The sequence below is a fragment of the Arthrobacter sp. KNU40 genome, from assembly GCF_051515115.1.
GTDB lineage: Bacteria > Actinomycetota > Actinomycetes > Actinomycetales > Micrococcaceae > Arthrobacter.
Window position 1 is genome coordinate 2,675,909 of record NZ_CP195850.1, and the last position, 26,067, is coordinate 2,701,975.

At 65.4% G+C, this 26,067-nt stretch carries 24 protein-coding genes; 2 read left to right on the forward strand and 22 right to left on the reverse strand.

Going from position 1 to position 26,067, the window contains the following annotated elements:
* Nucleotides 1–107 precede the first annotated feature (107 nt).
* The 21 genes from pyrF to ACSKT0_RS12435 form a co-directional block, all read right to left on the reverse strand.
* Nucleotides 108–1,022 carry an orotidine-5'-phosphate decarboxylase gene (pyrF, locus tag ACSKT0_RS12335; RefSeq protein WP_437770078.1) on the reverse strand — a complete coding sequence of 305 codons (915 nt, stop codon included), beginning with the start codon at nucleotides 1,020–1,022 and terminating at the stop codon, nucleotides 108–110.
* On the reverse strand, nucleotides 1,015–4,335 hold the full coding sequence (gene carB / locus ACSKT0_RS12340) for a carbamoyl-phosphate synthase large subunit (RefSeq protein WP_437770079.1): 3,321 nt from the start codon (nucleotides 4,333–4,335) through the stop codon (nucleotides 1,015–1,017). The genes pyrF and carB overlap by 8 nt, the downstream gene beginning before the upstream one ends.
* Nucleotides 4,335–5,624, reverse strand: coding sequence for a glutamine-hydrolyzing carbamoyl-phosphate synthase small subunit (carA, locus tag ACSKT0_RS12345; protein ID WP_437770080.1), 1,290 nt, complete (start codon nucleotides 5,622–5,624; stop codon nucleotides 4,335–4,337). Before carA ends, carB begins: the two co-directional genes overlap by 1 nt.
* Entirely contained in the window at nucleotides 5,605–6,126 is a 522-nt protein-coding gene (locus ACSKT0_RS12350; protein WP_437770081.1) for a PH-like domain-containing protein, read from the reverse strand. The genes carA and ACSKT0_RS12350 overlap by 20 nt, the downstream gene beginning before the upstream one ends.
* A complete protein-coding gene (locus ACSKT0_RS12355; RefSeq protein ID WP_437770082.1) occupies nucleotides 6,126–7,472 on the reverse strand; it encodes a dihydroorotase in 1,347 nt (448 codons plus the stop codon). The genes ACSKT0_RS12350 and ACSKT0_RS12355 overlap by 1 nt, the downstream gene beginning before the upstream one ends.
* Nucleotides 7,472–8,485 carry an aspartate carbamoyltransferase catalytic subunit gene (locus ACSKT0_RS12360; protein WP_437770083.1) on the reverse strand — a complete coding sequence of 338 codons (1,014 nt, stop codon included), beginning with the start codon at nucleotides 8,483–8,485 and terminating at the stop codon, nucleotides 7,472–7,474. Before ACSKT0_RS12360 ends, ACSKT0_RS12355 begins: the two co-directional genes overlap by 1 nt.
* Nucleotides 8,482–9,063 (reverse strand): bifunctional pyr operon transcriptional regulator/uracil phosphoribosyltransferase PyrR, encoded by a 582-nt coding sequence (gene pyrR / locus ACSKT0_RS12365; protein WP_437770084.1) that lies wholly within the window; start codon nucleotides 9,061–9,063, stop codon nucleotides 8,482–8,484. The genes ACSKT0_RS12360 and pyrR overlap by 4 nt, the downstream gene beginning before the upstream one ends.
* Before the next feature lie 197 nt (nucleotides 9,064–9,260).
* The gene (nusB, locus tag ACSKT0_RS12370) at nucleotides 9,261–9,671 is read right to left on the reverse strand and encodes a transcription antitermination factor NusB (RefSeq protein WP_236810722.1); all 411 of its coding nucleotides are present in this window, start codon (nucleotides 9,669–9,671) and stop codon (nucleotides 9,261–9,263) included.
* Entirely contained in the window at nucleotides 9,671–10,234 is a 564-nt protein-coding gene (gene efp, locus ACSKT0_RS12375; protein ID WP_028267136.1) for an elongation factor P, read from the reverse strand. The genes nusB and efp overlap by 1 nt, the downstream gene beginning before the upstream one ends.
* 168 nt (nucleotides 10,235–10,402) lie before the next feature.
* Complete coding sequence (locus tag ACSKT0_RS12380; RefSeq protein WP_437770085.1) at nucleotides 10,403–10,924, reverse strand: tetratricopeptide repeat protein; 522 nt, start codon at nucleotides 10,922–10,924, stop codon at nucleotides 10,403–10,405.
* A complete protein-coding gene (gene aroB, locus ACSKT0_RS12385; protein WP_437770086.1) occupies nucleotides 10,921–12,012 on the reverse strand; it encodes a 3-dehydroquinate synthase in 1,092 nt (363 codons plus the stop codon). The genes ACSKT0_RS12380 and aroB overlap by 4 nt, the downstream gene beginning before the upstream one ends.
* Nucleotides 12,009–12,518, reverse strand: a complete 510-nt coding sequence (locus ACSKT0_RS12390) for a shikimate kinase (protein ID WP_437774020.1) — start codon at nucleotides 12,516–12,518, stop codon at nucleotides 12,009–12,011. The genes aroB and ACSKT0_RS12390 overlap by 4 nt, the downstream gene beginning before the upstream one ends.
* Nucleotides 12,519–12,574: 56 nt before the next feature.
* Nucleotides 12,575–13,774: a chorismate synthase gene (aroC, locus tag ACSKT0_RS12395; RefSeq protein WP_345450624.1), complete on the reverse strand. Its 1,200-nt coding sequence runs from the start codon at nucleotides 13,772–13,774 to the stop codon at nucleotides 12,575–12,577.
* 29 nt (nucleotides 13,775–13,803) lie between these two features.
* A complete protein-coding gene (locus ACSKT0_RS12400) occupies nucleotides 13,804–14,691 on the reverse strand; it encodes a shikimate dehydrogenase (RefSeq protein WP_437770087.1) in 888 nt (295 codons plus the stop codon).
* Nucleotides 14,688–16,394 (reverse strand): endolytic transglycosylase MltG, encoded by a 1,707-nt coding sequence (mltG, locus tag ACSKT0_RS12405; protein ID WP_437770088.1) that lies wholly within the window; start codon nucleotides 16,392–16,394, stop codon nucleotides 14,688–14,690. Before mltG ends, ACSKT0_RS12400 begins: the two co-directional genes overlap by 4 nt.
* On the reverse strand, nucleotides 16,391–16,981 hold the full coding sequence (gene ruvX, locus ACSKT0_RS12410) for a Holliday junction resolvase RuvX (protein WP_437770089.1): 591 nt from the start codon (nucleotides 16,979–16,981) through the stop codon (nucleotides 16,391–16,393). Before ruvX ends, mltG begins: the two co-directional genes overlap by 4 nt.
* Nucleotides 16,982–16,983: 2 nt before the next feature.
* Entirely contained in the window at nucleotides 16,984–19,662 is a 2,679-nt protein-coding gene (gene alaS, locus ACSKT0_RS12415) for an alanine--tRNA ligase (protein ID WP_437770090.1), read from the reverse strand.
* 135 nt (nucleotides 19,663–19,797) lie between these two features.
* Nucleotides 19,798–20,010 (reverse strand): hypothetical protein, encoded by a 213-nt coding sequence (locus ACSKT0_RS12420; protein WP_437774021.1) that lies wholly within the window; start codon nucleotides 20,008–20,010, stop codon nucleotides 19,798–19,800.
* 58 nt (nucleotides 20,011–20,068) lie between these two features.
* A complete protein-coding gene (locus tag ACSKT0_RS12425) occupies nucleotides 20,069–20,443 on the reverse strand; it encodes a DUF948 domain-containing protein (protein WP_236810709.1) in 375 nt (124 codons plus the stop codon).
* A 149-nt stretch (nucleotides 20,444–20,592) separates the two neighbouring features.
* Nucleotides 20,593–21,213, reverse strand: a complete 621-nt coding sequence (rpsD, locus tag ACSKT0_RS12430) for a 30S ribosomal protein S4 (RefSeq protein WP_028267147.1) — start codon at nucleotides 21,211–21,213, stop codon at nucleotides 20,593–20,595.
* Nucleotides 21,214–21,383: 170 nt separating this feature from the next.
* The gene (locus tag ACSKT0_RS12435) at nucleotides 21,384–22,856 is read right to left on the reverse strand and encodes a replication-associated recombination protein A (RefSeq protein WP_437770091.1); all 1,473 of its coding nucleotides are present in this window, start codon (nucleotides 22,854–22,856) and stop codon (nucleotides 21,384–21,386) included.
* Nucleotides 22,857–22,897: 41 nt separating this feature from the next.
* On the opposite strand from ACSKT0_RS12435, the gene ACSKT0_RS12440 reads away from it, so the two are divergent.
* Together ACSKT0_RS12440 and ACSKT0_RS12445 are read left to right on the forward strand one after the other, a co-directional pair.
* A complete protein-coding gene (locus ACSKT0_RS12440; RefSeq protein WP_437770092.1) occupies nucleotides 22,898–23,599 on the forward strand; it encodes an acVLRF1 family peptidyl-tRNA hydrolase in 702 nt (233 codons plus the stop codon).
* Nucleotides 23,600–23,667: 68 nt separating this feature from the next.
* On the forward strand, nucleotides 23,668–25,284 hold the full coding sequence (locus ACSKT0_RS12445) for a DUF222 domain-containing protein (protein ID WP_437770093.1): 1,617 nt from the start codon (nucleotides 23,668–23,670) through the stop codon (nucleotides 25,282–25,284).
* Between the two features lie 9 nt (nucleotides 25,285–25,293).
* Here ACSKT0_RS12445 and ACSKT0_RS12450 read toward each other — a convergent pair whose 3' ends face one another.
* Nucleotides 25,294–26,064, reverse strand: a complete 771-nt coding sequence (locus ACSKT0_RS12450; protein WP_437770094.1) for a GNAT family N-acetyltransferase — start codon at nucleotides 26,062–26,064, stop codon at nucleotides 25,294–25,296.
* Nucleotides 26,065–26,067 lie beyond the last annotated feature (3 nt).

A 26,067-nucleotide genomic window follows, 5' to 3' on the forward strand; every position in this document is an offset into this window, starting at 1 on the left:
ACACATCCCCCTTTGGCCGGCATCGAGTGCGTAGCGGATTGGACTGATCCCGAAGCTATCGCGTGGTCAGTGCGGAGCGCAATGCATTGGACCCACGAAGATCAGGCTCAGGCTTCCAGCAAGCCATCGCGGGTGGACTCGGTGGCGGAACGCAGTCCGGCAATTGTTGGACCGGCCGCGAGGATTCCGCGGCTCGAGGTCGCCAGGACCGCCGGGTACGCCGTGCCGAAAGTGGCACGCAGATCAGCCGGCGTCGCTCCTTGCGCGCCCAGCCCGGGCGCCAGGATGGGCCCGTGAACGGCGTCGAGGTCCAGCCCGAGTTCCACGAGTGCCCCGCCGATCGTGGCACCCACCACGAGACCGACCGAGCCCAGACCCGCAGGCCCGCTGCCCCCCGAACCGGGAGTGACGGAATAACGGCGGTTCTCCTCGGCCGCGGCCTCGGCGATCCGCCGGGCCACCGATTCCGAACCCCCGACATGCTGCACGGACTTGCCCTCCGGGTTGGAGGTCAGGGCGAGCACAAAAACACCCCGTCCGGACTCGGCCGCGAGGTCGAGAGCGGGTCGCAGCGACTCGAAGCCAAGGTACGGGCTCAGCGTGACCGAGTCTGCGGCCAAGGCGGAGCCATCCCGTAGCCAGGCGTCGGCGTAGGCAGCCATCGTGGAGCCGATGTCTCCGCGTTTGGCGTCGGCGATACTCAACACTCCGGCATCGGATGCGGCCGCAAGGGTCCGTTCCAAGACCGCCATGCCTGCTGAGCCGTGACGCTCATAGAGCGCCACCTGCGGCTTGACCGCGGCAGCGAGCCTCGCCACGGCCTCCACGACAGTGAGCGAAAAGCGCTCCAGGCCGGCGACGTCGTCGTTCAACCCCCAGTCCGCCAAGAGCCCCGCGTGCGGGTCAATGCCGACGCACAAGGGGCCACGGGCGGCCATCGCGGCAGCCAGCCGGGAACCGAAAGGCTGTCGGGGACCAGAGCTAAGAACAGGCTGCTCCCCGGCTGCGGCAGACTCAGGCATTGACGGCCTCGGCTGCCGCGGCCTGGGAAGCTGACAGCGCAGCGGCGTGCTCCTGCAGGCTCGTCACCGACCACTCGTAAGTGCGCAACGCCTCGATGGCCTGCACGGCGGCGTTGAACTCCGCAACCGTGGTGATGCAGGGAATGCCTATGGACGTAGCGGCCGCACGGAGTTCGTAGCCGTCGCTGCGGGCTTCGCCGCCGGAAGGCGTGTTGAAGACCATGTCGATCTCGCCGGCGATGATGAGGTCCGCGATGGTTCCTTCGCCTTCGGCGCTGCTGCCTTCGGCCACCTTGCGGACCGGGGTGGCCTGGATGCCGTTGCGGCGCAGGACATCCGCGGTACCGCCTGTGGAGACGATCTCGAAACCGAGATCGGACAGGCGCTTGACGCCCATGATCACCGAACGCTTGTCGCGGTTGGCGACAGAAACGAAGATCTTGCCTTCGGTGGGCAGGGCGTTATTGGCCGCGGCCTGGCTCTTGGCGAAAGCGGTGTCGAAGTGCTTGTCGATGCCCATGACTTCGCCGGTGGAGCGCATCTCAGGGCCGAGCAACGAGTCCACTACCTTGCCTTCGGGTGTCCGGAAGCGGCTGAACGGCAGCACGGCTTCCTTCACCGCGACGGGAGCGTCGAGCGGCAGGGTTGAACCGTCGCCCGTTTCCGGCAGCATCTTGTAGGCGCTGCGGAGCTGGTTGATGGTGACGCCCGTACCGATGAGGGCCGCGGCCTTGGCCATCTGCACGCCCGTTGCCTTGGAGACGAACGGAACCGTGCGGGACGCGCGCGGGTTGGCCTCCAGCACGTAGAGCACGTCGGACGCCAGGGCGAACTGGATGTTGATCAGGCCCCGGACGCCTACGCCTTCAGCGATGGCCCGGGTGGCCGTGCGGACGCGTTCGATCACGTTGCTGCCGAGCGTGATCGGCGGCAGGACGCAAGCGGAGTCACCGGAGTGGATGCCGGCTTCCTCGATGTGCTCCATGATGCCGCCGAGGTACATGTCCGTTCCGTCGAAGAGCGCGTCGACGTCGATTTCCACGGCGTCCTCGAGGAAGCGGTCGATCAGCACCGGGTGGTCCGGGGTGATTTCCGTGGCGTTGGCGATGTAGCGCGAGAGGTTGGCTTCGTCGTAGACGATTTCCATGCCGCGGCCGCCAAGCACGTAGGACGGACGGACAAGGACCGGGTAGCCGATTTCGTCGGCGATCTTCTTGGCGTCCTCGAAGGACACGGCGGTGCCGTTCTTCGGGGCGATCAGTCCAGCCTGGTCGAGCACGCGGGAGAACATGCCGCGGTGTTCGGCGAGGTCGATCGCTTCCGGGGACGTACCCAGGATCGGCACACCGGCGTCTGCCAGCTGCTGTGCGAGCTTGAGCGGGGTCTGGCCGCCGAGCTGCACGAACACGCCCATGACGCCGCCCGTGCGTTCCTCCGCCGCGATGACTTCGAGGACGTCCTCGAGTGTCAACGGCTCGAAGTAGAGGCGCGTGGAGACGTCGTAGTCCGTGGAGACGGTTTCCGGGTTGCAGTTGACCATGACGGTTTCGTAGCCGGCCTTGCGCAACGCCATGGAGGCGTGGACGCAGGAGTAGTCGAACTCGATGCCCTGGCCGATGCGGTTGGGTCCCGAACCCAAAATGATGACGGACGGCTTGGAGTGCAGGCCGACCTCGTCCTCTTCGTCATAGGACGAGTAGTGGTAGGGGGTGTACGCGGCGAATTCGGCGGCACAGGTGTCCACCGTCTTGTAGACCGGACGGATGCCCAGGGCCTGCCGCACGCCGCGGACAACGGCTTCCGGGTTGTGGGTCAACGAGCCGATCTGCTCATCCGAGAAGCCGTGGCGCTTGGCGTTGCGGAGCATGTCTTCCGTCAGGGCGCCGGCCTTGCGGATCTCGTGGGACATCTCGTTGAGCAGCTGCAACTGGTCCAGGAACCACGGATCGATCTTGGTGGCGGCGTAGAGGTCCTCGAGCGAAGCGCCGCCGAGCAGGGCGCGCTGGACCTGGTGGAGGCGGTCCGTCGTCGGGCGCTTGGACTTCTCGATGAGCTCCGGAACTTCCCATTCGGGCACATGGCTGAAGTCCAGTTGCGAGCCCTTCTGCTCGAGGGAGCGAAGGGCCTTCTGCAAGGCCTCCGTGAAGTTGCGGCCCATGGCCATGGCTTCACCCACGGACTTCATGGTGGTGGTCAGCGTGTTGTCCGCTGCGGGGAACTTCTCGAACGCGAAGCGGGGAACCTTGACGACGACGTAGTCGAGTGTCGGCTCGAACGAAGCCGGCGTTTGCTGCGTGATGTCGTTGGGGATCTCGTCCAGGGTGTAGCCCAGGGAGAGCTTGGTGGCGATCTTCGCGATCGCGAAGCCGGTGGCCTTGGAGGCCAGCGCAGAGGAACGCGAAACACGCGGGTTCATTTCGATGACGACGACGCGTCCCGTGTGCGGTTCGATGGCGAACTGGATGTTGCAGCCACCGGTGTCGACGCCGACTTCGCGGATGACGGCGATGGAGATATCGCGCAGCCGCTGGTACTCGCGGTCAGTCAGGGTCAGGGCCGGCGCAACGGTGATGGAGTCGCCCGTGTGGACACCCACCGGATCGAAGTTCTCGATGGAGCAGACAACAACGACGTTGTCGTTCTTGTCGCGCATCATCTCCAGCTCGTACTCTTTCCAGCCGAGGATGCTCTCTTCCAGCAGGACCTCGGAGGTGGGGCTGTACTGCAGGCCCTGGCCCACGATGCGGCGCAGGTCGTCCTCGTTGTACGCCAGGCCGGAGCCCAGGCCGCCCATGGTGAAGGACGGACGGACAACCATCGGGTAGCCGAGGTCTTCCGCTGCGGTCAGTGCTTCATCCATGGTGTGGATGATGTGGCTGCGGGCCGACTCGGCGCCGCAGCGTTCCACGACGCCCTTGAACTTTTCGCGGTCCTCGCCGAGTTCGATCGCGGCAATGTTGGCACCGATCAGTTCGACGTTGTACTTCTCGAGCACGCCGTTCTTGTCCAGGGCGATGGCCGTGTTGAGGGCCGTCTGTCCACCGAGGGTGGGCAGGATGGCATCCGGGCGCTCCTTGGCGATGATCTTTTCGACCACCTCGGGCGTGATGGGCTCAACGTAGGTGGCATCGGCGAACTCGGGGTCGGTCATGATGGTGGCCGGGTTGGAGTTCACGAGGATGACGCGCAAGCCCTCCTCTTTGAGCACGCGCAAGGCCTGGGTTCCGGAGTAGTCGAACTCGGCCGCCTGGCCGATGACGATCGGGCCGGAACCGATGACGAGGACGCTCTTGAGATCTGTACGCTTTGGCATTACTTGGTGTCCTCGTTCTTCGCGGAGTTCGATGTCTGAGTGTCGGCGGCCTGTGCGGCGTCCTGGCTGTTCTTCGTGCTCTCCATCAGATCGATGAAGCGGTCGAAGAGGTAGGCGGCGTCGTGAGGTCCGGCCGCGGCTTCGGGGTGGTACTGGACCGAGAAGGCCGGGATGTCGAGGCACGCGAGTCCTTCGACGACGTCGTCGTTGAGGCTCACGTGGCTGACCTCCACGCGGCCAAAGCGCTCTTCCGGAGCCATGGTGGCGCCGTCCATGGGAGCGTCGACGGCGAATCCGTGGTTCTGCGAGGTGATCTCGACTTTGCCCGTACGGCGGTCCATCACCGGCTGGTTGATGCCGCGGTGGCCGTACTTGAGCTTGTAGGTACCGAATCCGAGCGCCCGGCCCAGGATCTGGTTGCCGAAGCAGATTCCGAAGTACGGCATCCTCTCATCGAGAACAGCGCGGAGCAGCTTCACCTGCGCGTCTGCGGTGGCGGGGTCGCCCGGGCCGTTGGACATGAAGAAACCGTCAGGGTTGACTGCCTTGACGTCATCCAGCGTTGCGGTGGCCGGCAGGACGTGGACGCGTACGCCGCGTTCGGCGAAGCGGACCGGGGTCATGGCCTTGATGCCTAGGTCGATCGCGGCGATGCTGAATTTCGGCTCGCCGTCCCAGCCATGGTCGGCGGGTTCGACGACGTAGGCTTCGTCGATGCTCACTTCTTCGGCCAAGCGGGCGCCTTCCATGGGCGCGCTGGCGAGGACAGTGTCCAGGAGCTCCTTGTCGGTGGCCTTGGCTGCCTCGCCGGAGAAGATTCCTGCACGCATGGTCTTGTGCTCGCGCAGGTGCCGGGTGATGGCGCGGGTGTCCACGGCCTGGATGCCGACGATGCCCTGTTCCACGAGCTCTGCGTCGAGGCTGCGCTCCGAGCGCCAGTTCGAGGGGCGTCGCGCAGCGTCGCGGACCACGTAGCCGGCAACCCAGATGCGGCGGGACTCGGCGTCTTCCTTGTTCACGCCGGTGTTACCGATGTGCGGAGCCGTCTGGACCACCAGCTGCCGGGCATACGAGGGGTCCGTGATGGTTTCCTGGTAGCCGGTCATGCCGGTGGCGAAGACCGCCTCGCCCAGCGCCACGCCTGTGGCGCCGTAGCTCCGGCCGCGGAACGTGCGGCCGTCTTCGAGGACCAGCACCGCCGCGGAGGACTCTGCTGGGTTGGTATTGCCTGTCACTGTGCCTGCTACTGCATTGCTATCCGTCACTTTGTTACTTTCCACTATCGGCATCTGCCTGGGGGGCTGCAGAGATCAATTCTTGAAGTGCTTCGAGGAGCGGTTGCTTGTCGGCGGCGTGCCTTGTCCTGAATCCGGTGTCGAGGTCGTGTTCTCCGAGCATCCAGCTCAAGACTACGAGTCCGTCCTTCTCTACGAACTTGCCTGCCATGCCGTCGGCGCTGCCGCAATCGGTCACGGCGTCCGCCGGAACGAACAGTGGTACTGTCCCCTTCCGGTCGAAGAGGACGCCTTCCCGGTGGACGCTCATTTCCGCGTTCCCGCGGAACCCAAGTCCATGGACGGCGACCCGGTCAAGCCAGTCTCCCGCCGTCGTCGTGGCCACGTACTGGCCTTCAGCCACAATGCCGGCCGGGCTGAGCCTTTCGGGCACTTCCGGAAGCTGCGCGAGGCCCGCCTGGCGTCTGAGCCTGCCGCGCCAACCTATCGCAATGAGTCCGGCCGCGACCGCCGCAAGAACCACAACGAGGAGCAAGGAAGCAAGTTTGTTGTCCATCAGTTGCTGCCGGCGCCCGCGGGCTCCGCGGCGTAGCGGTACGGCGTGTTGAGCTTGCCGTCCAGTACGGTCGGATGGCCCTTGAAGAAGGTGGCGACGACAGCGCCGGGCAGCTCTTTGCCCGCAAAGGGTGAGTTCCGGCCCATGGTCGCCATCTTATGCGGATCCACCGTCCACCGGGCAGCCGGGTCCACGAGGATGACGTTCGCGGGCTCACCGGCTTCGAGCGGCCGTCCCTGATCCGCCACGCGGCCGATGGCAGCGGGAACGGTGGACGTGACGCGGGCGAAGTCGGCCCACGTCATGAGCCCGGTTTCGATCATGGTTTCCTGGACTACCGACAAGGCAGTTTCCAGTCCGGTCATGCCCATGGCCGCCTGGGCCCACTCGCATTCCTTGTGCTCGCTCGGATGCGGGGCATGGTCCGTGCCAACGACGTCGATTGTGCCGTCGGCGAGTCCGGCACGGAGCGCCTGGACATCGGCGTCGGTGCGCAGGGGCGGGTTGACTTTGTAGACGGGGTCGTAGCTGCGGACCAGTTCGTCGGTGAGCAACAAGTGGTGCGGGGTGACCTCGGCGGTGACGTTGATCCCCCGTTCCTTGGCCCAGCGAACGATTTCCACCGATCCGGCGGTGGATACGTGGCAGACGTGCAGGCGGGAGCCAACGTGCTGGGCCAGGAGGACGTCCCGGGCGATGATGCTCTCTTCGGCAACCGCAGGCCACCCGGCGAGGCCGAGAACCGCGGAGACGGCGCCTTCGTTCATCTGGGCACCCGCGGTGAGGCGGGGTTCCTGCGCGTGCTGGGCAACGACGCCGTCGAACGCTTTGACGTACTCAAGGGCCCGGCGCATCAGCACGGGATCGTGGACGCAGATCCCATCGTCGGAGAAGACCCGGACCTGGGCGCGGGAGTCCGCCATGGCGCCGAGTTCGGCGAGCTGCTCGCCCGCGAGTCCGACCGTGACCGCACCCACGGGACGGACATCCACCCAACCGGCGGCACGGCCCAGGCTGTGGACCTGCTCGACGACGCCGGCGGTGTCCGCCACCGGGTTGCTGTTGGCCATGGCGTGGACCGCGGTGTAACCGCCAAGGGCTGCGGCGCGGGTACCCGTTTCAACGGTTTCCGCGTCCTCGCGGCCCGGTTCACGCAAGTGGGTGTGGATGTCGACCATGCCGGGAAGTGCCACGAGGCCGGCGGCCTCGATCACGGTGGCGCCTTCGGCGGAAAGGCCGATGCCGCGCTCAGCGATGATTCCGTCGCGGATCAGCAGGTCCTCGGCCTCGCCACCCAGGATGGCCGCGCCGCGGATCAAATAGGTGCCTGTTGCGGTCTCGGTCATCAGTTGCTCTCCTTATCGGAACGGGCGGTGCCCGGCATGGGGGCGGCTTCACGGGAGTCCCCCGAGAGCAGCAGGTACAGGGCAGCCATCCGGACCGACACGCCGTTCCGGACCTGGGCCAGGACGGTGGATCGCGGTGAATCGGCAGCCGCGGAAGAAATTTCAAGTCCGCGGTTCATGGGCCCGGGGTGCATGATGATCGTGTCCTTGAGCCCGAGTTCGTCGAGGGCGCGGAGGCGGGCATCGTCGAAGCCCCAGCGCCGGGAATACTCGCGGGTGGAGGGGAAGAAGGAAGCGTTCATGCGCTCACCTTGGACGCGCAGCATCATCATGGCGTCGACTCCGGCCTCGAGGGTCTCGTCGAGGTTGTAGCTGACCTTGCAAGGCCACTGTTCGACGCCGATCGGCAGCAAAGTGGGCGGGGCCACGAGCGTCACTTCCGCGCCAAGGGTGCGCAGGAGCCACACGTTGGAGCGGGCGACGCGGGAGTGCAGGACGTCGCCGGCGATAGCGACGCGCATGCCCGTGAGGTCTGCGCCCGTGGACGCCGAGCCGTGCAGCTTGGACCAGTGGCGGCGCATCGTGAACGCGTCGAGGAGAGCCTGTGTGGGGTGTTCGTGGGTGCCGTCCCCGGCGTTGATGACGGCCGCGTCGATCCAGTCGGTGGCGGCCAGGCGGTGCGGCGCCCCTGAAGCCCAGTGGCGGATGACTACGGCATCGGCCCCCATGGCTGCGAGGGTCTGCGCGGTGTCCTTGAGGGATTCGCCTTTCGAAACCGAGGAACCCTTGGCGGCGAAGTTGATGACGTCGGCGGAGAGCCGCTTCGCTGCTGCCTCGAAGGAAATGCGGGTGCGGGTGGAGTCTTCGAAGAAGAGGTTGACCACGGTGCGGCCGCGGAGTGCGGGCAGCTTCTTGACCTCCCGGTCCCCTACCGCCGCCATCTCTTCGGCTGTGTCCAGGATACGGATGGCGTTCGTGGCGCTGAGGTTTTCGGTGGAGAGGAGGTGTTTCATGCGCCTGCCTCGATCACTACTTCATTGATCGGCTGACCGTCCACGGAATCGAATTCTTCAAGGTGGACCCGGACCTTTTCCGAGGAGGACGTAGGCAGGTTCTTCCCGACGTGGTCCGCGCGGATCGGGAGTTCGCGGTGCCCGCGGTCCACGAGGACGGCCAGGCGGACGATGCGTGGCCTGCCGAGGTCGATGATCGCATCAAGGGCTGCCCGGATGGTGCGTCCCGAGTACAGGACGTCATCGATGAGGACTACAACCTTGTTGTCGATGCCGGACAACGGCAGTTTGGTGGGGTAGGGAGGCCTGGCGGGCTGGTGGGAAAGATCGTCACGGAACATGGTGACGTCCAGCTGACCGACAATTGCCGAGGCATTGACCGATGGATCAGCGGCGGCGATTTTTTCCGCCAGCCGCACGGCCAGCGGATAACCGCGCCGTGGGATGCCCAAAAGAACCAGATCCTGGGAACCCTTGTTGGCTTCGAGGATCTCGTGGGCGATACGAGTGAGTGCGCGGTCGATGTCCGCTTGGTTGAGAACAACCCGGGACGGCACCGGCGCAGTGACTTCAGTCATCGCTCGTCTCCCCTTTCCCCGCCTCACCGGACGGAATTAAAAAAGGAACATTTGCTCTTCAAAATTACCACAGGGGCGACGCCCGGCTGGCGCGCTCGGGAGCAAGGCGATGCGTTTTAGCTCACACCCTGGTAATGCGAAGGGCCGGTACCCACAGTTTCCTGTGGCACCGGCCCTTCGCATGCTTCCCGTGCCGCCTAAGCGAGCAGGGAAGGCTTCAGCGTCTGCAACCGTCCAAGGAGACCGTTGATGAACGCGGGAGATTCGTCGGTGGACATGACCTTTGCCAGTGCCACCGCTTCGCTGACGGCCACGCCGTCCGGGACGTCGTCGTTGTAGAGGAGTTCCCAGGCGCCGATCCGGAGGATGATACGGTCGACCGCCGGCATCCGCTCCAGGGTCCAGCCCTGGGCGTAGGTCTGGAGGAACTCGTCGATGGTGGGCTGCATGGCAACCACGCCCTCCACGATGTCCATCGTGTACGGGTTGATGACGAGGTCGGTCATTTCCCGGCGGGCCTTCAAGACCTCGAACGCGGAGGCGGAACGCTGCTCCGCCTCGAACAGTATCTCGAGGGCCCTGCTACGGGCCTTACCACGGGCGCTCACTAGTCGTTGACCCGACCCAGGTAGCTGCCGTCGCGAGTGTCTACCTTGACCTTGGTGTTGTTCTCAACGAACAGCGGCACCTGGATCTCGTAACCGGTCTCAAGGGTAGCCGGCTTGGTTCCAGCGGAGGAGCGGTCGCCCTGCAGGCCCGGCTCGGTGTAGGTGATTTCGAGGACAACGCTCGGGGGCAGCTCGATGTAGAGCGGGGTGCCTTCGTGGATGGCGATGTTGACCATCTGGTTTTCCAGCATGAAGTTGGTGGCGTCGCCTACCGTGGCACCGGAAACCGTGATCTGGTCGAAGTCCTGGGTGTCCATGAAAACGAAGTCCGCGCCGTCCTGGTACAGGTACTGGTAGTCGCGGCGGTCAACCGTGGCAGTTTCGATCTTGAGGCCGGCGTTGAAGGTCTTGTCGACCACCTTGCCCGACATGACGTTGCGCATCTTCGTGCGCACGAACGCGCCGCCCTTGCCCGGCTTGACGTGCTGGAACTCAATGATGTTCCAGAGCTGGCCCTCGAGCTTCAGCACGGTTCCGTTCTTGATGTCATTTGTGGTTGCCACTAGTATCCTCTGGTTTCTCTCACTGGTGCTAGCTACCGCTTTAGCTATTGGTTTAGCTTCCAGCCGACTATGCCAAGCAGGCATGCCGTGACGGCAGCCAGCGCGTATTTATCAAAAATCCAAAGTCCATTCTACCGGCAAAATGCGGCGCGCCTGCCCGCGCGTTCCTCAGGAGGCGAACTCGAGGACGTTCCGGGCGCGTTGCAGGGCCACAGCAGAGGAATAGATCAGCGAAGCGTCGGCTGCCAAGGCGACTCGCAGGTCCAAGGCCTTGGTGAACGACTCCGCCGCGGCGACGTGGTTGCCGGCCACAAAATAGGCCCGGCCCAAATACTGGTGGACGACCGGCTCCTTGGCGGTTCCGTGGACTTCGCCCAGTAGCCGGCGGAAGAGCTCCACGGCCCGGTCAAAGCGGTTGGTGGCACGGTGGAGTTCGGCTTCGAAGATCCGCAATTTGAACGACTCGGGATCGTTGTAGCGCGCCTCTGCCAGCAACTCGGCAGCTTCTGCTGGGTGGCCTTCGAGCATGAGCGCCATGATGCGATCGGCGGGATCGTTGGACTCAGCCAGCGCCGACTGCATGGCTTCCTCGTTGACGATGGCCGGCAGGAGCGTGTCGGGGTTGGTGCGCACCCCGGGGAATCCGCCCGTGGGCCAATCACTGATGCTGCTGAAGGTCTCGGTAGTCATGATGCGATCTCCTGGTAGGCAGCGAAGAGCAGCGAAGTGTCCGGCACGTCGAGGATTCCGGGCTTGGCGACGCCGTCGAGCACCACGAAACGCAAGAGGTCTCCGCGGGACTTCTTGTCGCGGCGCATGCCGTCGAGGAGGCCCTGCCAGCGGTCCCGGCGGTAGGTGACCGGCAACCCGAGTCCCTCAAGGATGGTGCGGTGCCTGTCGGCGTCGACGTCGGAAAGCCGCCCGACGCTGCGGGCGAGCTCCGCGGCAAACATCATGCCGACCGAAACCGCTGCGCCGTGCCGCCACGAGTAGCGTTCCACGAGTTCGATCGCATGGCCGAGCGTGTGCCCGTAGTTGAGGATTTCACGCAGGCCGGATTCCTTGAGGTCCTCGGAAACCACCTTCGCTTTGACGGCAATGGCACGTTCAATGAGCTCGCGGAGCACCGCCGAACCTGGATCGGTGACTTCCTCCGGCTTGTTTTCGACGAGTTCCAGGATGGCGGGATCGGCAATGAAGCCGCACTTGATGACCTCTGCCATGCCGGAGATCAGCTCATTCTTGGGCAGCGTCTGGAGGGTGTCCAGGTCCGCGAGGACGGCCGCGGGCGGGTGGAAGGAACCCACCAGGTTCTTGCCTTCGGCGGTATTGATGCCGGTCTTTCCGCCCACCGACGCGTCCACCATGCCGAGCAGGCTCGTGGGCATGTGGATGACCTTGACGCCGCGAAGCCAGGTGGCAGCGACGAAGCCGGCGAGGTCGGTGACCGCGCCGCCGCCGACCGCCACGATGGCGTCGGAGCGGGTGAAGTCGTTCTGGCCAAGCACTTGCCAGCAGAAGGCGGCAACCTGGATGTGCTTTCCTTCTTCGGCGTCAGGGATCTCTGCGGTGAGTGCGGTGAATCCGGCAGCCTCGAGTTCAGCACGGACCGTATCGCCCGTGAGTCGCAGGGCACGCGGGTGGACCACGAGGACCCGCCTGACGCGTTCCCCCAGCTTCGCGGGAAGGGTCTCCAGGAGGCCGCGCCCGACGACGACGTCGTAGTTCTCGTTGGCGGACTGGCCAGTGACCTTGATGACAGTTGCTTCGTTACTCACTTTTGCACTTCCTCTTTCAAGGCCGCGTATTCACGCAGTCTTTCCTCGACGTGGAGGGCGATTTCCGCCACGGTCCCGGACCGGACGTCGACGGTGATGTCTGCAAGGCGTTCATAGACAGGACGCCGGGCGGCAAAAAGGGTCTCCCAGCGGGCCATGGCGTCGCCGGCCAGCAGCGGCCTGCCCGTGTTGCGGGCAATGCGATCAGCGACTGTCTCCGCATCGCACTCGAGGTAGATCACGGTGCAGCCACCCAGCAGCTGCTGCGTGCCGGAATCGAGCACTGCGCCACCACCCAGCGAAACCACCGCGCCGTTGATGTCCGCCGCTTCAACGGCGCGTGCCACCGTCCTGGCCTCGATCTCCCGGAAAGCATGTTCTCCCCGACCGGCAAAAATATCCGCGATCGTGCCGTGGTGCTCAACGATGACTGCGTCCGTGTCCACGAACGGCACGCCCAATTGCTGGGCGAGCTGCTGGCCAATGACCGACTTGCCGACGGCCATCGGCCCGACCAAAGCGATCGCGGGCCCGTAACCGGCGCCCGGGGTACCGCGGCCCACTAGTGGCCGACCGAGTCCAGGGTTGCCGGGATGCTGTCCAGGTAACCCCGAAGGTTCCGCGCGGTCTCGGCGACCGAGTCACCGCCGAACTTCTCGGCAACGGCCTCGGCCAACACCAGTGCAACCATCGCTTCGGCCACGACACCCGCCGCCGGAACGGCACAGACGTCGGAGCGCTGGTGGTGCGCCTTGGCGGCCTCACCCGTGCTCACGTCAATGGTCTTCAATGCGCGAGGGACGGTGGCGATGGGCTTCATCGCGGCGCGGACGCGCAGCACTTCGCCAATGCTCATGCCACCTTCGATGCCACCTGCACGGTTGGTCTTGCGGACGATCCGGCCCGTCTCGTCCTTGACGATTTCATCGTGCGCGGCGGAGCCACGGCGGGCGGCCGTCAGGAACCCATCTCCGACTTCGACGCCCTTGATCGCCTGGATACCCATCAGGGCTGCAGCCAGGCGGGAATCGAGGCGACGGTCCCAGTGCACGTAGCTACCGAGTCCCGGCGGCAGGCCGTAGGCCAGAACTTCGACGACGCCGCCGAGGGTCTCGCCTTCCTTGTGTGCTGCGTCAACCTCGGCCACCATGGCGTCCGAGGTCTCCCGATCGAAGCAACGCAACGGATCGGCATCGAGGGCCAGAACGTCGGACGGCAAGGGCAGCGGACGGCCCTCGGGAACGGTCACGCTCGCGATGGAAACCGTGTGGCTCACGAGCTCGATGCCAAGCTGTTTCAGGAATTGCGAAGCCACCGTACCCAAGGCGACACGCGTGGCGGTTTCCCGGGCGCTGGCGCGTTCCAGTACAGGGCGGGCCTCAGGGAATCCGTATTTCTGCATGCCAGTGAAATCTGCATGGCCGGGCCGCGGACGGGTCAATGGCGCGTTGCGGGCCTGGTCTGCGAGAAGCGCGGGGTCCACCGGGTCGGCAGACATGATCTGCTCCCATTTTGGCCACTCGGTGTTGCCGATCTGGATCGCGACGGGGCCGCCCTGCGTCACGCCGTGCCTGACGCCGCCAAGGATGCTCACTTCGTCCTGCTCGAACTTCATCCGGGCGCCGCGGCCATAGCCGAGACGGCGACGCGCCAAGGCGTCACGTATTTCCTCGCTGGTGAGTTCCACACCGGCGGGGACGCCTTCAACAATTCCGAGCAGTGCCGGGCCATGGGATTCACCGGCAGTCAACCAACGCAACATATATCCAATCCTGCCATGTAAGGCCCTTACTAGACCCGTCGGGGAAGCCCGACTGAGTCGCACATCACATCTATGACATCGGCGGTGACGTCGGCTCCGGAAAACAAACGGATTTGCTCCACGGCTTGATAGAGCAACATCTCGAGCCCCGGAACCACTATTCCGCCCCGCGAATGCCATGCTTCGGCAATGCGGCTGGGCCAAGGATCGTAGGCGACGTCGAGCAGGACACCCCAGACATCGTCGGGAAGCTTGACATCGTCGGGAAGCTTGCCGCCGTCGGGAAGCTGCTCGAGCTGCGCCGCGATGCCGTCCGCCGCCCGCGGCGGAAGCGTGGAGATCACCAGATCGGCTCCCGCCATGCCTCCAGCGGCTTCAGCCAGCGGCCGGAGGTGAATGGAAAGCCCGACGGCGGCTGCCGCGGCTTTCGCCTCGGCGGCGCGTCCGACGTCGCGCACAAAGACGTCAACGTGTTTCGAGCCGAGCTCCCGCAGTGCCGCGATAGCCGCCGCGGATGTTCCGCCGCCGCCAAGAACCGCGGAATTCGGCTGTTCCGTCACCCCTGCGTTCCTCACGGCTTCAACGATGCCGGCCACATCAGTGTTGTGGCCGACCCGCCGCACGCCGTGCCCGGCGTCTTCAAAAGCAACCGTGTTGATGACACCCAAGTAGGCGCCAGCCCCGCGGACTTCGTCGACTTCGTCCACCATGGCGGATTTGAGGGGCATGGTGACGGACAAACCGCACCAATCGCCGCCAGCCTCAAGGTCCGCCATGAAGGCCGGGAGCCGTTCAACGGTTACATCGATTGCCGAGTATTCGATGTCGAGCCCAAGCTTCGCGTAGGCCGCGCGGTGGAGCGCTGGTGACTTCGAATGGCTGATGGGGTGCCCCAGGACGGCAGCACGTCTACTCACACGCACCGTCCGGCGTTGGCCGCACACCACGCGTTGTATTGGTCAACGTACTTGAGGTGTTCTGCCAGCGTGCTGGAGAACTTGGTTTCCTTGGTGTCGAGGTTGATTGTTACCCAATAGAGGTAATTGTTGGCTGTCGGCTTCGCGGCGGCATCGATCGCCGTCTTGCCGGGCGAACCGATGGGGCCGACCGGAAGGCCTACGTTGGCGTAGGTGTTGTAGGGGTTGCCCTTGTCAGCCTTCTGGGCATCGGTCAGGTGGAAGGTCTTGGTCCCCAGGCCGTAGGTCACCGTGGCATCGGATTGGATGAGCCCGTTCGTCTCGGTGTTGCCCGGCTTGAGCCTGTTGTAGATGGCGCCGGCCACGTTGCCGTAGTCGGCCTGGCCACCTTCAGCCTGCACGATGCTTGCCACCGTGATGGCCTGGTACTGCTTGGTCGGATCGGTGACTCCCTGGGCCTTGAGCTCGTCGGTGGTGGCCGTGACGAGCTTCTGGAGGATGTCCTTGGCGGAGGTGCCAAGGGGGAAACGGTACTCCCCCGGTGCCAGGAAGCCTTCGAGGTTCTTTGCCGGGGCAGGGACGCCGAACTGGGCCGGTGAGTCGCTGAGCGCCTTCAATTCGGACAAAGGTATGCCCGAACCCTTGGAGATCGCGTCAAGGGATTCACCGATGCGCAATCCCGCACTCAAAGCGAAATACATGACCTTGGACGAATCCTTGCCGAGGAGCACATTCACCGCATCGGAGTTCTTCATTTCCGTCTTGAAGGTGAAATCACCGGGTGAGAGTTCACCGCCGGCGGCAGTGAAGGCCGCCACGAAGGAATCGGCGTCGGCAATCACGTGCTGGCTCTGAAGGTTGGTGGCAACCAGCTTGGGGCCGGAGCCGGGGGCCACAGTGACAGTGACCGAGCCGGTACCAGGGCCGGGGTAGTCGCTGACCTTGTCCATCCCGAGCAACGGCTTCAGGAACTGTGCCCCAATTGCAACCGCCGCGACGAACACCGTGAGGGTGATGAGGAGCGCCACAAAACGGCGGCGCCTGCGGACCTTCTTCGAGGGCACCTTCGGCGCGGGAGTCGCAGCTGCCATGAGGTCATGGGCGGCGTGCTCATCATGGACCTCGTAGTCGAACTGGGGATCGTGGTGGGCATAACCTTCGTCATGGGCCTGCAGCTCGTGGAACTCGTCAGCGTGTGCGACGTCGAAGCCGTGAACAGCGTCATCGTGCAAAGCATCGTGGCCGACGGCGTCAGGGTGCAGGGCGTCGTGCTCGACGGCGGGAGGCACGAGGTCGTGGGGGTGCGCCACGTCGTAGTACTCGACATCTGGTTGCACTGAGTCAGGGTGCTGCACCGTCTCCGGGTGCTGCCCCGAGTCTTCGTGGTGCAGAAGGTCTTCATGCGAAGCGTCGTGCTGCTGCACAGCCTCTTCGGGCTGGACCGTTTCGCCGTGGATACCGTCGTCGTGGAGGTCAGCGGCGTGCGTGGTCGCTTCCGGGGCCTCCGGTGCGTAATCCGGGACATATGCCGGCTGCGGCTTAGGGACCGGGACAGGTTCAAAGTGGACAGGCACAGGCGGTGGCAAGACCTCCTGGTTCTGCGTCTCCAGGAAGCGTTCCCTGGCACGGACTTCACGACGGGTCAGGGGCCGGGTACGGCCTTCTGACGCGTCGTTGGAGGGGTCGTTGTTGACCGGGCTCACAATTGTCTTCCCCTCGTTGGAGAGTGTGGATCAATGCCGGAGGCCGGCAGCGGCGCACTGGCACCGTCAATGTGTTGGGGTGGCATCGGCGCCTGCACGCGCCTGCCCACATCCGCACCTCTGGCTTTTTGCATGTCGATCGCGTGCTGCAGAATTCCGGCAGCGGCAACCTGATCCACCACTTTACGATGATCTTTGCTGCTCATGCCAGCTTCATGGAGATTGCGGTGGGCCGTCACGGTGCTGAGCCGCTCGTCCACCATGTTGACTGGAACGTTGAGTCCGCGGCGTTGCAAGTGGGCTGCCAGCAACTCCGCGTAGTCGGTGGCCATGACGGCAGAAGCGTGTTCCTCGCCCTTCATCGTGCGGGGCAGCCCGACGAAAATCTCGACGACGCCGAGCTCCGCGACCTGCCGGACAATGACCCCGATATCGGAATTCTTCTTGGCATCCCGGCTCACAGTCTTGAACGGCGTAGCCAGGATCCCGTCCGGATCGCAGATGGCAACTCCCACACGGACGGTGCCGACGTCCACCCCCAATTTGATGCCCCGGGGGTAGTCGTCGTTGCTCGCAATGGCCTCCAAAATCAGCGCTTGGCGATCGCGTCCACAACGGCCGCAAGGGCCGGTGCGATCTTCGCGGCGTCGGTTCCGCCGCCTTGCGCGACGTCGTCCTTGCCGCCGCCGCCGCCGCCGAGGATTCCCGCAGCCACGCGGACGAGCGCGCCTGCCTTGACGCCTGCAACACGTGCGGCCTCGTTGGTGGCCACGATGATGACGGGACGGTCGTTGCTGACGCCGGCCACGGCAACAGTGGAAGCGTCGGAGCCGAGCCGGTTCCTCAGGTCCATAGCGAGGCTGCGGAGGTCGTCCGCTCCCCCGACCTGGCCGGCGTCGTGCGCCACTACCCGGACGCCTGCGGCATCCCGGGCCGTGGCAACGAGGCTAGCCGCGGCTGCCGTCAGCTGCTCCTTGCGGAGGCGGTCGAGTTCCTTCTCCGTTGCCTTGAGCTTGGCCAAGGTACTGGAGATCCGGTCTGCCAACTGGCCCGACGGGACTTTGAGCATTTCCGTGAGCTCGGTGACCAAGGCGCGCTCGGCGGCGAGGTGTCGGAAGGCGTCGAGGCCGACGAAGGCTTCCACGCGGCGGTTTCCCGAACCGACGGACTGTTCGCCGAGGAGCGACAGGCTCCCGATGAGGGAAGTGTTGGCCACATGCGTGCCACCACAGAGTTCGCGGGACCACGCGCCGTCGATCTCCACAACGCGGACTTCGCTGCCGTAGTTCTCGCCGAAGAGGGCCATGGCGCCGAGGGCCTTCGCCTCAGCGAGGCCCATGACCTTGGTGTCCACCCGGAAGTTGTTGCGGATGGCGATGTTCGAGACCTCTTCGATCTCGGACTTCGTGGCGGCACTCAGGCCTTCTCCCCAGGCGAAGTCGAAGCGCAGGTAGCCGGCCTTGTTGAAGGAACCACGCTGGGTGGCTTCCGGGCCGAGGATCTGGTGCAGGGCGGCGTGCACGATGTGCGTGCCTGTGTGGGCCTGCTCTGCGGCGTGGCGGCGTTCGCGGTCGACGGCGGCGCGCACCAAGGCGTCCGCGGCGATCTCGCCTTCGCGGACGATCGCCTTGTGGACACTCAGGCCCTTCACGGGGCGCTGGACGTCGAGGACCTCGACGACGAAGCCGTCACCGGTGATGAGGCCCTTGTCGGCCGACTGGCCGCCGGCCTCGGCGTAAAAGGGCGTCTCGTTGAGCACGAGCTCGATTTCGTCGCCCGTGGATGCGTGGGCAACACGCCGGCCGGAGCTGACGATGCCGCGGACACGGGCTGCGCCCTCCAGCTCGGTGTAGCCCGTGAAGACGGTCTCGCCCTCGGCCAGGAGTTCCTGGAAGGCTGAGACATCGGCGTGTCCGCCCTTCTTGGACTTGGCATCCGCCTGGGCGCGCTGACGCTGTTCGAGCATGAGGCTGCGGAACTCGGCTTCGTCGACCTTCAAGCCGGCTTCCTCGGCCATTTCAAGGGTGAGGTCGATTGGGAAACCGTAAGTGTCGTGCAGGGCGAAGGCATCTTCGCCGGACAGCGGCTTGCCCGCGGCCTTGGAGAGCACCACGGCTTCTTCCAGGCGCGCCGTGCCGGAAGCGATGGTGCGCAGGAAGGCTCGTTCTTCGGCATAGGCGATGCGGCTGATGCGGTCGAAGTCGGTTTCAACGACGGGGTAGACGCCCTTCATGGCGTCGCGGGAAGCCGGCAGCAATTGCGGGAGGCAAGCTTCTTCGACTCCGAGGAGGCGCATGGCGCGGACGGCACGGCGGATGAGCCGACGCAGGACGTAGCCGCGGCCTTCGTTCGACGGGGACACGCCGTCGGAGATCAGCATCAGGGCAGAGCGGATGTGGTCGGCAACGACGCGCATCCGGACGTCGTCCGTGTGGTGCGGGTCTTGTGGGGACTCCGCGGAGGTGTACTCCTTGCCGGATAGGGCTGCGGCCTTGTCGATGACGGGACGGACCTGGTCCGTTTCGTACATGTTTTCGACACCCTGCAGGATCATCGCGAGGCGCTCCATGCCGAGGCCGGTGTCGATGTTCTTCTTGGGCAGCTCGCCGGCGATGTCGAAGTCCACCTTCGAGCGGACGTTCTCGATCTGGTACTGCATGAACACGAGGTTCCAGATTTCGACGTAGCGGTTTTCGTCCGCGATGGGACCGCCTTCGGCGCCATAGGCCGGTCCGCGGTCGTAGTAGATTTCCGAGCACGGGCCGGCAGGACCCGGCTGCCCGGTGGACCAGTAGTTGTCCGCCTTCCCCATCCTCTGGATCCGCGAAGCCGGGATGCCGGTGTTCTTGAGCCACAGGTCCTGGGCTTCGTCGTCTTCTTCGTAGACGGTCACCCAAAGGCGCTCAACGTCCAGTCCGTAGCCGCCGTCGTCGACGCTCTTGGTCAGCAGCTCGAAAGCGAACTTGATGGCGTCTTCCTTGAAGTAGTCCCCGAAGGAGAAGTTTCCGCACATCTGGAAGAACGTCCCGTGGCGGGCGGTCTTGCCCACTTCCTCGATGTCGCCGGTGCGGATGCACTTCTGGACGCTCGTGGCGCGGTCGAAGGGCGGTTCCTCGCGGGCGGTGAGGTAAGGAATGAACGGAACCATGCCGGCCACAGTGAAGAGCAGGGAAGGGTCGCTGGATACGAGCGATGCTGAGGGGACGGCGGTATGGCCCTTGCTGACAAAAAAGTCCACCCAGCGTTTGGTGATCTCCTGCGACTTCATTAGCTGATTACTTACCCTTCTCAATTCACTGCACATGAGTTTGTGCGCGGTTCTGGCATATGCCATTGCCGCAGCTTCTAATTCTGCCTTGTTGACGGCCGCTTGGGCGAACCGCGGCAAGTTGTACCGCGGCTGCTACTGGCTGCCGGCGTCGTACTCCGAGATGCCGAGCGCGGCCCTGAGGTCGACTTCGCGTTCATTCATTCCGGCGCGCACGGCGTCGGCGAAGTCGTATACGCCGTCGGCCAGCCGCGCTACGGCGCGGTTCAGGCCTTCGGGGCCGATAGCGGCCTGCGCTTGGGTGATCTTGCGGAAGGCGATGACTCCGATTGCCACGCCGATCCCCATCCAGACAATTCTTTTCACAGTTTTCCTGACATACGAAGGTCGTGACTTACGAACGGATTCAGCGGCTGCGGCGGCCACTGCTCGGCTTGCGGCGGGCGGCAAAAGCCGAGCGCACTCCATAGCTGAACGCTGCCACCTTGATGAGCGGCGAACCGACTGTCGCGGCCACCAGTGAGGACAAAGCGGAGATGTTGGCGGAAGCGTCGGAAACGTTGGAGGTGATGCCATCCACCTTTTTAAGCTGCTGGTTTGTGGTGGAAACCGTCGCCGTGACTTCGTCCATCAGTGGCGTTGCTCCGTCGCTCAAGGAGCGGATGGAGGTGCGGACTTCATCGAAGACCCGCCCGAGTTTGAGGATCGGCACAGCCAACAGCACCACAAGGAGCGCGAAAACTCCGGCTGCGATCAGGCCTGCAATATCGCCACCAGTCATGGACACTCATCTCCTAGCATTTGTTGCGTTGCCATCGGTGTGCGGTGTGGTTCTACACAGGCACCCTCGGCGTGGCTTCCCCAAGTACCTTACATACAAAGAAGCCCGCGGCGCGTGCCACGGGCTTCTTTGTATGTGCTTGCTGGAAATTAGCGAGCGTAGAATTCGACCACGAGCTGCTCTTCGCAGGTCACGGGGACCTCGGAGCGCTTCGGGCGACGAACCAGGCGTGCCTGCAGGGCGTCGATCTTGACGTCCAGGTAAGCCGGAACGACGTTCAGAACGTGTGCGCCGGCAGCTGCAACCTGGAACGGAGCCATGACTTCGCTACGGCTGTGAACGTGGATGAGCTGGCCTTCGGCGACGCGGAACGACGGGCGGTCCACGCGGATGCCGTCAACGAGGATGTGGCGGTGCACAACCAGCTGGCGGGCCTGGGCGATGGTGCGGGCAAAGCCGGCACGCAGCACGAGGGCGTCGAGACGCATTTCGAGCAGTTCGATCAGGTTTTCACCGGTCAGGCCCTTGGTGCGACGTGCTTCTTCGAAGGCACGGGTCATCTGGGCTTCGCGGATGCCGTACTGGGCGCGCAGACGCTGCTTTTCGCGCAGACGTACAGCGTAGTCAGAGTCCTGCTTCTTGCGGGCACGGCCATGCTCACCGGGGCCGTACGGACGGCGCTCCATGTACTTGGCGGCCTTGGGAGTCAGAGCGATGCCGAGTGCACGCGAAAGGCGTGCGGTACGGCGAGCACGAGTGTTGTTAGCCACTTGTGTCCTTCCAATATCTGCGGTGTGTCAGTGTTACTGGCCTCCATGAGGGAGAGCATCGGCCAACCGCTGCCTTTTGCTACGGGGCGCAGGGCACAGCATCAAAACCTGGATTTTGATGGATTGTGCGCCCGAGCCTTGCCAGACAAGCATCTAGCCTACCATGACGCCTACTCGCCCCGGATGATCCTGCGCAGCCGCTCGAGCCTGGGAGCAATATCCCGTTCGGCACCGTTTGCCGTCGGCTGGTAGTAGTCCCTGCCGACCAGGTCATCCGGAGCGTACTGCTGGGTGGCCACGCCGTGCGGGGCATCGTGGGCGTACTTGTAGCCTTGGCCGTGGCCAAGGCCCTTCGCTCCTTGGTAGTGCGCATCCCGCAAGTGCGCAGGAATCCCGTTCCCCATCCCCGCACGCACATCGGCGATTGCCTTGTTGATGCCCATATAGGCGGCGTTGGACTTGGGCGCCGTCGCCAAATGCACCACAGCTTCGGCGAGGATGATGCGGCCCTCGGGCATACCGATCAACTGCACTGCCTGGGCCGCGGCGACGGCGGTCTGCAGCGCGGTCGGATCCGCCATGCCGATGTCCTCGGCAGCCGAAATGACGATCCGGCGGGCCACGAAGCGCGGGTCTTCTCCGGCTTCGAGCATGCGGGCCAGGTAGTGGAGGGCCGCGTCGACGTCGGAACCGCGGATCGACTTGATGAACGCACTGGCGACGTCATAGTGCTGGTCGCCCGCGCGGTCGTATCGGACCGCCGCCACATCCAGGGCCCGCTCCGTATGCCGGAGTTCGACGACGACCGGGGCGTCCGGGGCGCCGTCACCCGCGAGCCCCGGCTCTTCGGAAGGGTCGCCGCCGTCGTTGTTCCGGTCTCCGTAGGCGACGCCGGCAGCGGCCTCGAGCGCGGTGAGCGCGCGGCGGGCATCTCCCCCGGACAAGCGGACCAAATGATCGAGGGCTTCGGGAGTGAGCTCCACTCCCCCTGCCAGGCCGCGCGCATCGGCAACGGCCCGTTGCAGGAGCGCTTCGATGTCGCTGTCGGTGAGCGGCTTCAGGGTGAGCAACAGGGATCGGGAGAGCAGCGGCGAGACTACGGAGAACGAAGGGTTTTCGGTGGTCGCGGCGACCAGGACCACCCATCGGTTCTCGACGCCGGGAAGCAGGGCGTCCTGTTGGGCCTTGTTGAAGCGGTGGATCTCGTCAAGGAACAGCACTGTAGTAGTCCGGTAGAGATCCCGGGCGGTCAAGGCGTTTTCCATGACGAGGCGGACATCCTTGACGCCCGCAGTAATGGCCGACAATTCAACGAACTTCCGGCCCGGTCCGCGGGCGATGACATGCGCCAGCGTCGTCTTTCCCGTGCCGGGGGGTCCCCACAAGATGACCGAGCTGGGACCGGCAGGACCGACGGCGTCGGCTCCTGCGGCAAGCTGCCGCAAAGGAGACCCCTGGCCCAGCAAATGCTGCTGGCCCACGACGTCGTCGAGCGTCCGGGGCCTCATGCGGACCGCCAAAGGGCTCCGCGGCGACGCGGGACGTCCTGTGCCCGCACGTCCCGTTCCGGAACGGTCCGAATCCGCCGCCTGGCTGACGGCGTCGTCGTCGTTGTCCGAGTCGGCACCAAAGAGATCATCCACATGGATAGGCTACTCATGATTCCAGTTAAGGAGACATCGACGTGGAGACCCGGCCATCCGGCCCCAACCAAAAGCAGCCGTCCGGGGCGGGGCGCACCGCTTTCATCCCCGGTCCGAGGTTGACCGGGTGGGTGGACCGCTTCGCCGCGAGCCATGGCGCGGTTCAGGAGGAACCCGACGACCGCGGTACCCTCCTGAAGGCGGCTGATGGCGCGCTTCTAACAGCGGCTGACGGCGCCCGGGCACTATTGAGAGCCCCGTGGCCCGTCGATGGAAGGCCGGGCAGGGGCGCTTCCACGGTTGAGCGTTTGGCGTCGCTCGCTTCGCAGGAACGGCGGCTCGGAATCATCCTGGTGCGCCGGGGCGGCTACGCGGTGGGGGTCGTGAGCGGCGGCAAGGTGGCGGCGTCCAAATCGGGTTCCCGTTACGTTCAGTCTCGCTCGGCGGCAGGTGGATCCTCGCAGCAGCGCTTCGCCCGGCGTCGCGAGAACCAGGCCAACGCGCTGACGGAAGCCGTGGCCGGTTATGCCGCAGCTGTGTTCGCCGGACACAGCATTGAATATCTCGTCCTGGGCGGAGACGCCGCGCTGTCCGCGGCGGTCCTGGCGGAAAAGGCGTTGAAGGAATACGCGTCGCGGACAAGGCTCGCGTTCCTGGCAGTTACCGACCCCAACGCAACCGTGCTTCGCAGGGCTGCGGCGGAAGCCTGTGCCGTGCGGATCGAGGTCACGGATCCGCTGTAGCGGCGTGTAGCGCCAATGTTAAGCGGCGCCAACGTTAAATTGTCGGTGCCTCCTGCGATGCTGTGGGTATGGATCGAAGGACGGCCTGGAGTGCTGGGAGCAGGGCGGCCGTGGAGGCCGTCGCCGGCTCCGTTGCCGTGCTTGCCGCCGTCACCCGGGACGCGGATTCACCCGAAAGCGCCGATCCGCTAAGGAGCCTGGCCGAAGGTTGCCTGCACGGCCTCGCCGAAATCGCCCGGCTGGAAGCCCGGACCGCCGCCCTGAAAGCGAGGCTCGCCGCGGACTACGTCCAGGCCGCCAGGGCCCTCGCGCCGCCGGCGCCCTCACCGCAGGAATCCACCGCCCACGAGCTCGCCCTGCTCGCCGAACTCGCCTGCGTCCTGACCGTCAGCGAACGCACCGCCGCCGCCTTCCTCTCCGCATCCCGGTCCCTGACCACGGGCCTGCCCCTGACCCTGGCCGCGCTGCAGTCCGGGACGATCTCCTGGCAGCACGCCCGGATCATCATCGACGAAACCGACGGCCTGGGACCGGCCGCAGCGGCCGGCCTGGAAGCCCACTTCCTGGACCCCGACGCACCCAACCCCGCCCGCGGCTGCCCGGCCGGGGACCTCGTCCCGTCCCGGTTCCGGACCAAAGCCCGCACCTGGCGCGAACGCCACCACCCCGTCAGCATCGAAAACCGCCACACCCAAAGCGCCCAGGACCGGCGCGTCGAATACCTCCCGGACCGCGACGGCATGGCCTGGCTCTCCGCCCACCTCCCCGCCGACACCGCAGCCGGGATCTGGGAACGGACCACCGCCGCCGCCCGCGCCCTCCAAGGCCCCCACGAAACCCGGACCCTCGCCCAGCTCCGCGCCGACATCACCGCCACCTGGCTCCTCACCAACCACAACGGTGACACGCCCGACGGCGGCACGCCGGACGGCGGAATGGAACCGGGGCGGGTACCGTCCCCGCGGGCGCAGGTCCTGGTCACCGTCCCGGTCCTGTCCCTGATCGGCGCCACCGAGGAACCGGCCATGCTCGACGGGTACGGGCCGATCCCGCCCTCCATGGCACGCCGCCTGATCGCCGACGGCGCAGAGTCCTTCCACCGCGTCCTGACCGACCCCCGCGACGGGGCCCCGCTGGAAATCGGACGCACCAGCTACCGCCTCACCAAGGCCCAGCGCCAATGGCTGCGGCTCCGCGACGGCAAATGCCCCTTCCCCGGCTGCAACAACCACTCCCTGGACAACGACGCAGACCACCTCCTGGCCTGGGCCCACGGAGGCACCACCGGCATCACCAACCTCGCCCAACCCTGCCCCAAACACCACCGCCTCAAACACCGCACCGCATGGACCCCCACCCCGGCCAGCAAGAACCATCCACCGGGCTGGACCTCACCATCCAAACGGCACTACCCCGCCGAACACCAGGACTGGGAACCACCCCACTGGCCACCCCACCTCCCGATCGGCCCGGAACCCGGACCGGACCTGCCCGGGAATCCGGACCAAGACCTGCCCACGGATCCCTTCCCCGACTGGCACTCCTTCACTGCCGCACACCCCTGGCCCGACCCCGACGACATGGACGTCAACGCCATGGACGACCCGGCCGAGTCAGGCGATCCGGGCTGGACCGTGCCCCTGGACGACCCCTTCCCCGAATACGCCGCATTCGAAGGCACCTGACGACCAGAACTAGCAGCCAGATAACGCCCGCTGCAGCCGCGCCTGCCGGTAGAGGTACCTGCCGTGCTCCGCGAAGCCGGCGCCCTCATAGAGGGCCCGGGCGCCGGTATTCGAGGCCATCACAAGTAGCCAGAACTCCGACACGGCTTGGTGACTGCCAGCCATAAGAAGGGCGTCAAGCACCCGCTGGCCGAAGCCACGGCGACGGTGTCCGGCCTCGGTTGCCATGCAGTAGACGCCTCCCTTGCCGTCCACCAGGGCGAGGCGCCCGACGGCGGCTGGGGCGCCGTCGTCGTCCCTGATGAGGGCGTAGACCGAGGGACACGACGCCAGGATCTTCCGCGCAATCTCCAGCTCGGCGTCGCCGCCGCGGCCATCAACGGACCACCACAGCCGCAGCCACTCTTCGGACGGCTCCTCGGAGATCTCGACGCCGGTCGAAAGGTCACCGAACCGGGTAGCTGGAAGGATGCCGCCCGGGCGGACCATGATGAGGGTCTCCGACTGCCGGGTGAATCGCTGCGCATCGAGCACCGCGTTGAGGCCCGCGCTCCGTTCGTCGTCGAAAACCTGGAAGATCAGCGGCAGGCGCCGGGAGCGATACCACTGCGTGGCGGCCCGTACTGCCGACTCGTGGTCATCGGCCTGTTCCCTGGGCCAGACCGAGTTTGCCCGCTGTGTGACACCTCCGGCGGCCCGCATGACCCAGCCCCCGGCGTCCTCACGGTCCGGAGCGAGCCATGCCCGGTCCATGAGCTCCTCGATTAGAGCAAGGCTCATTTC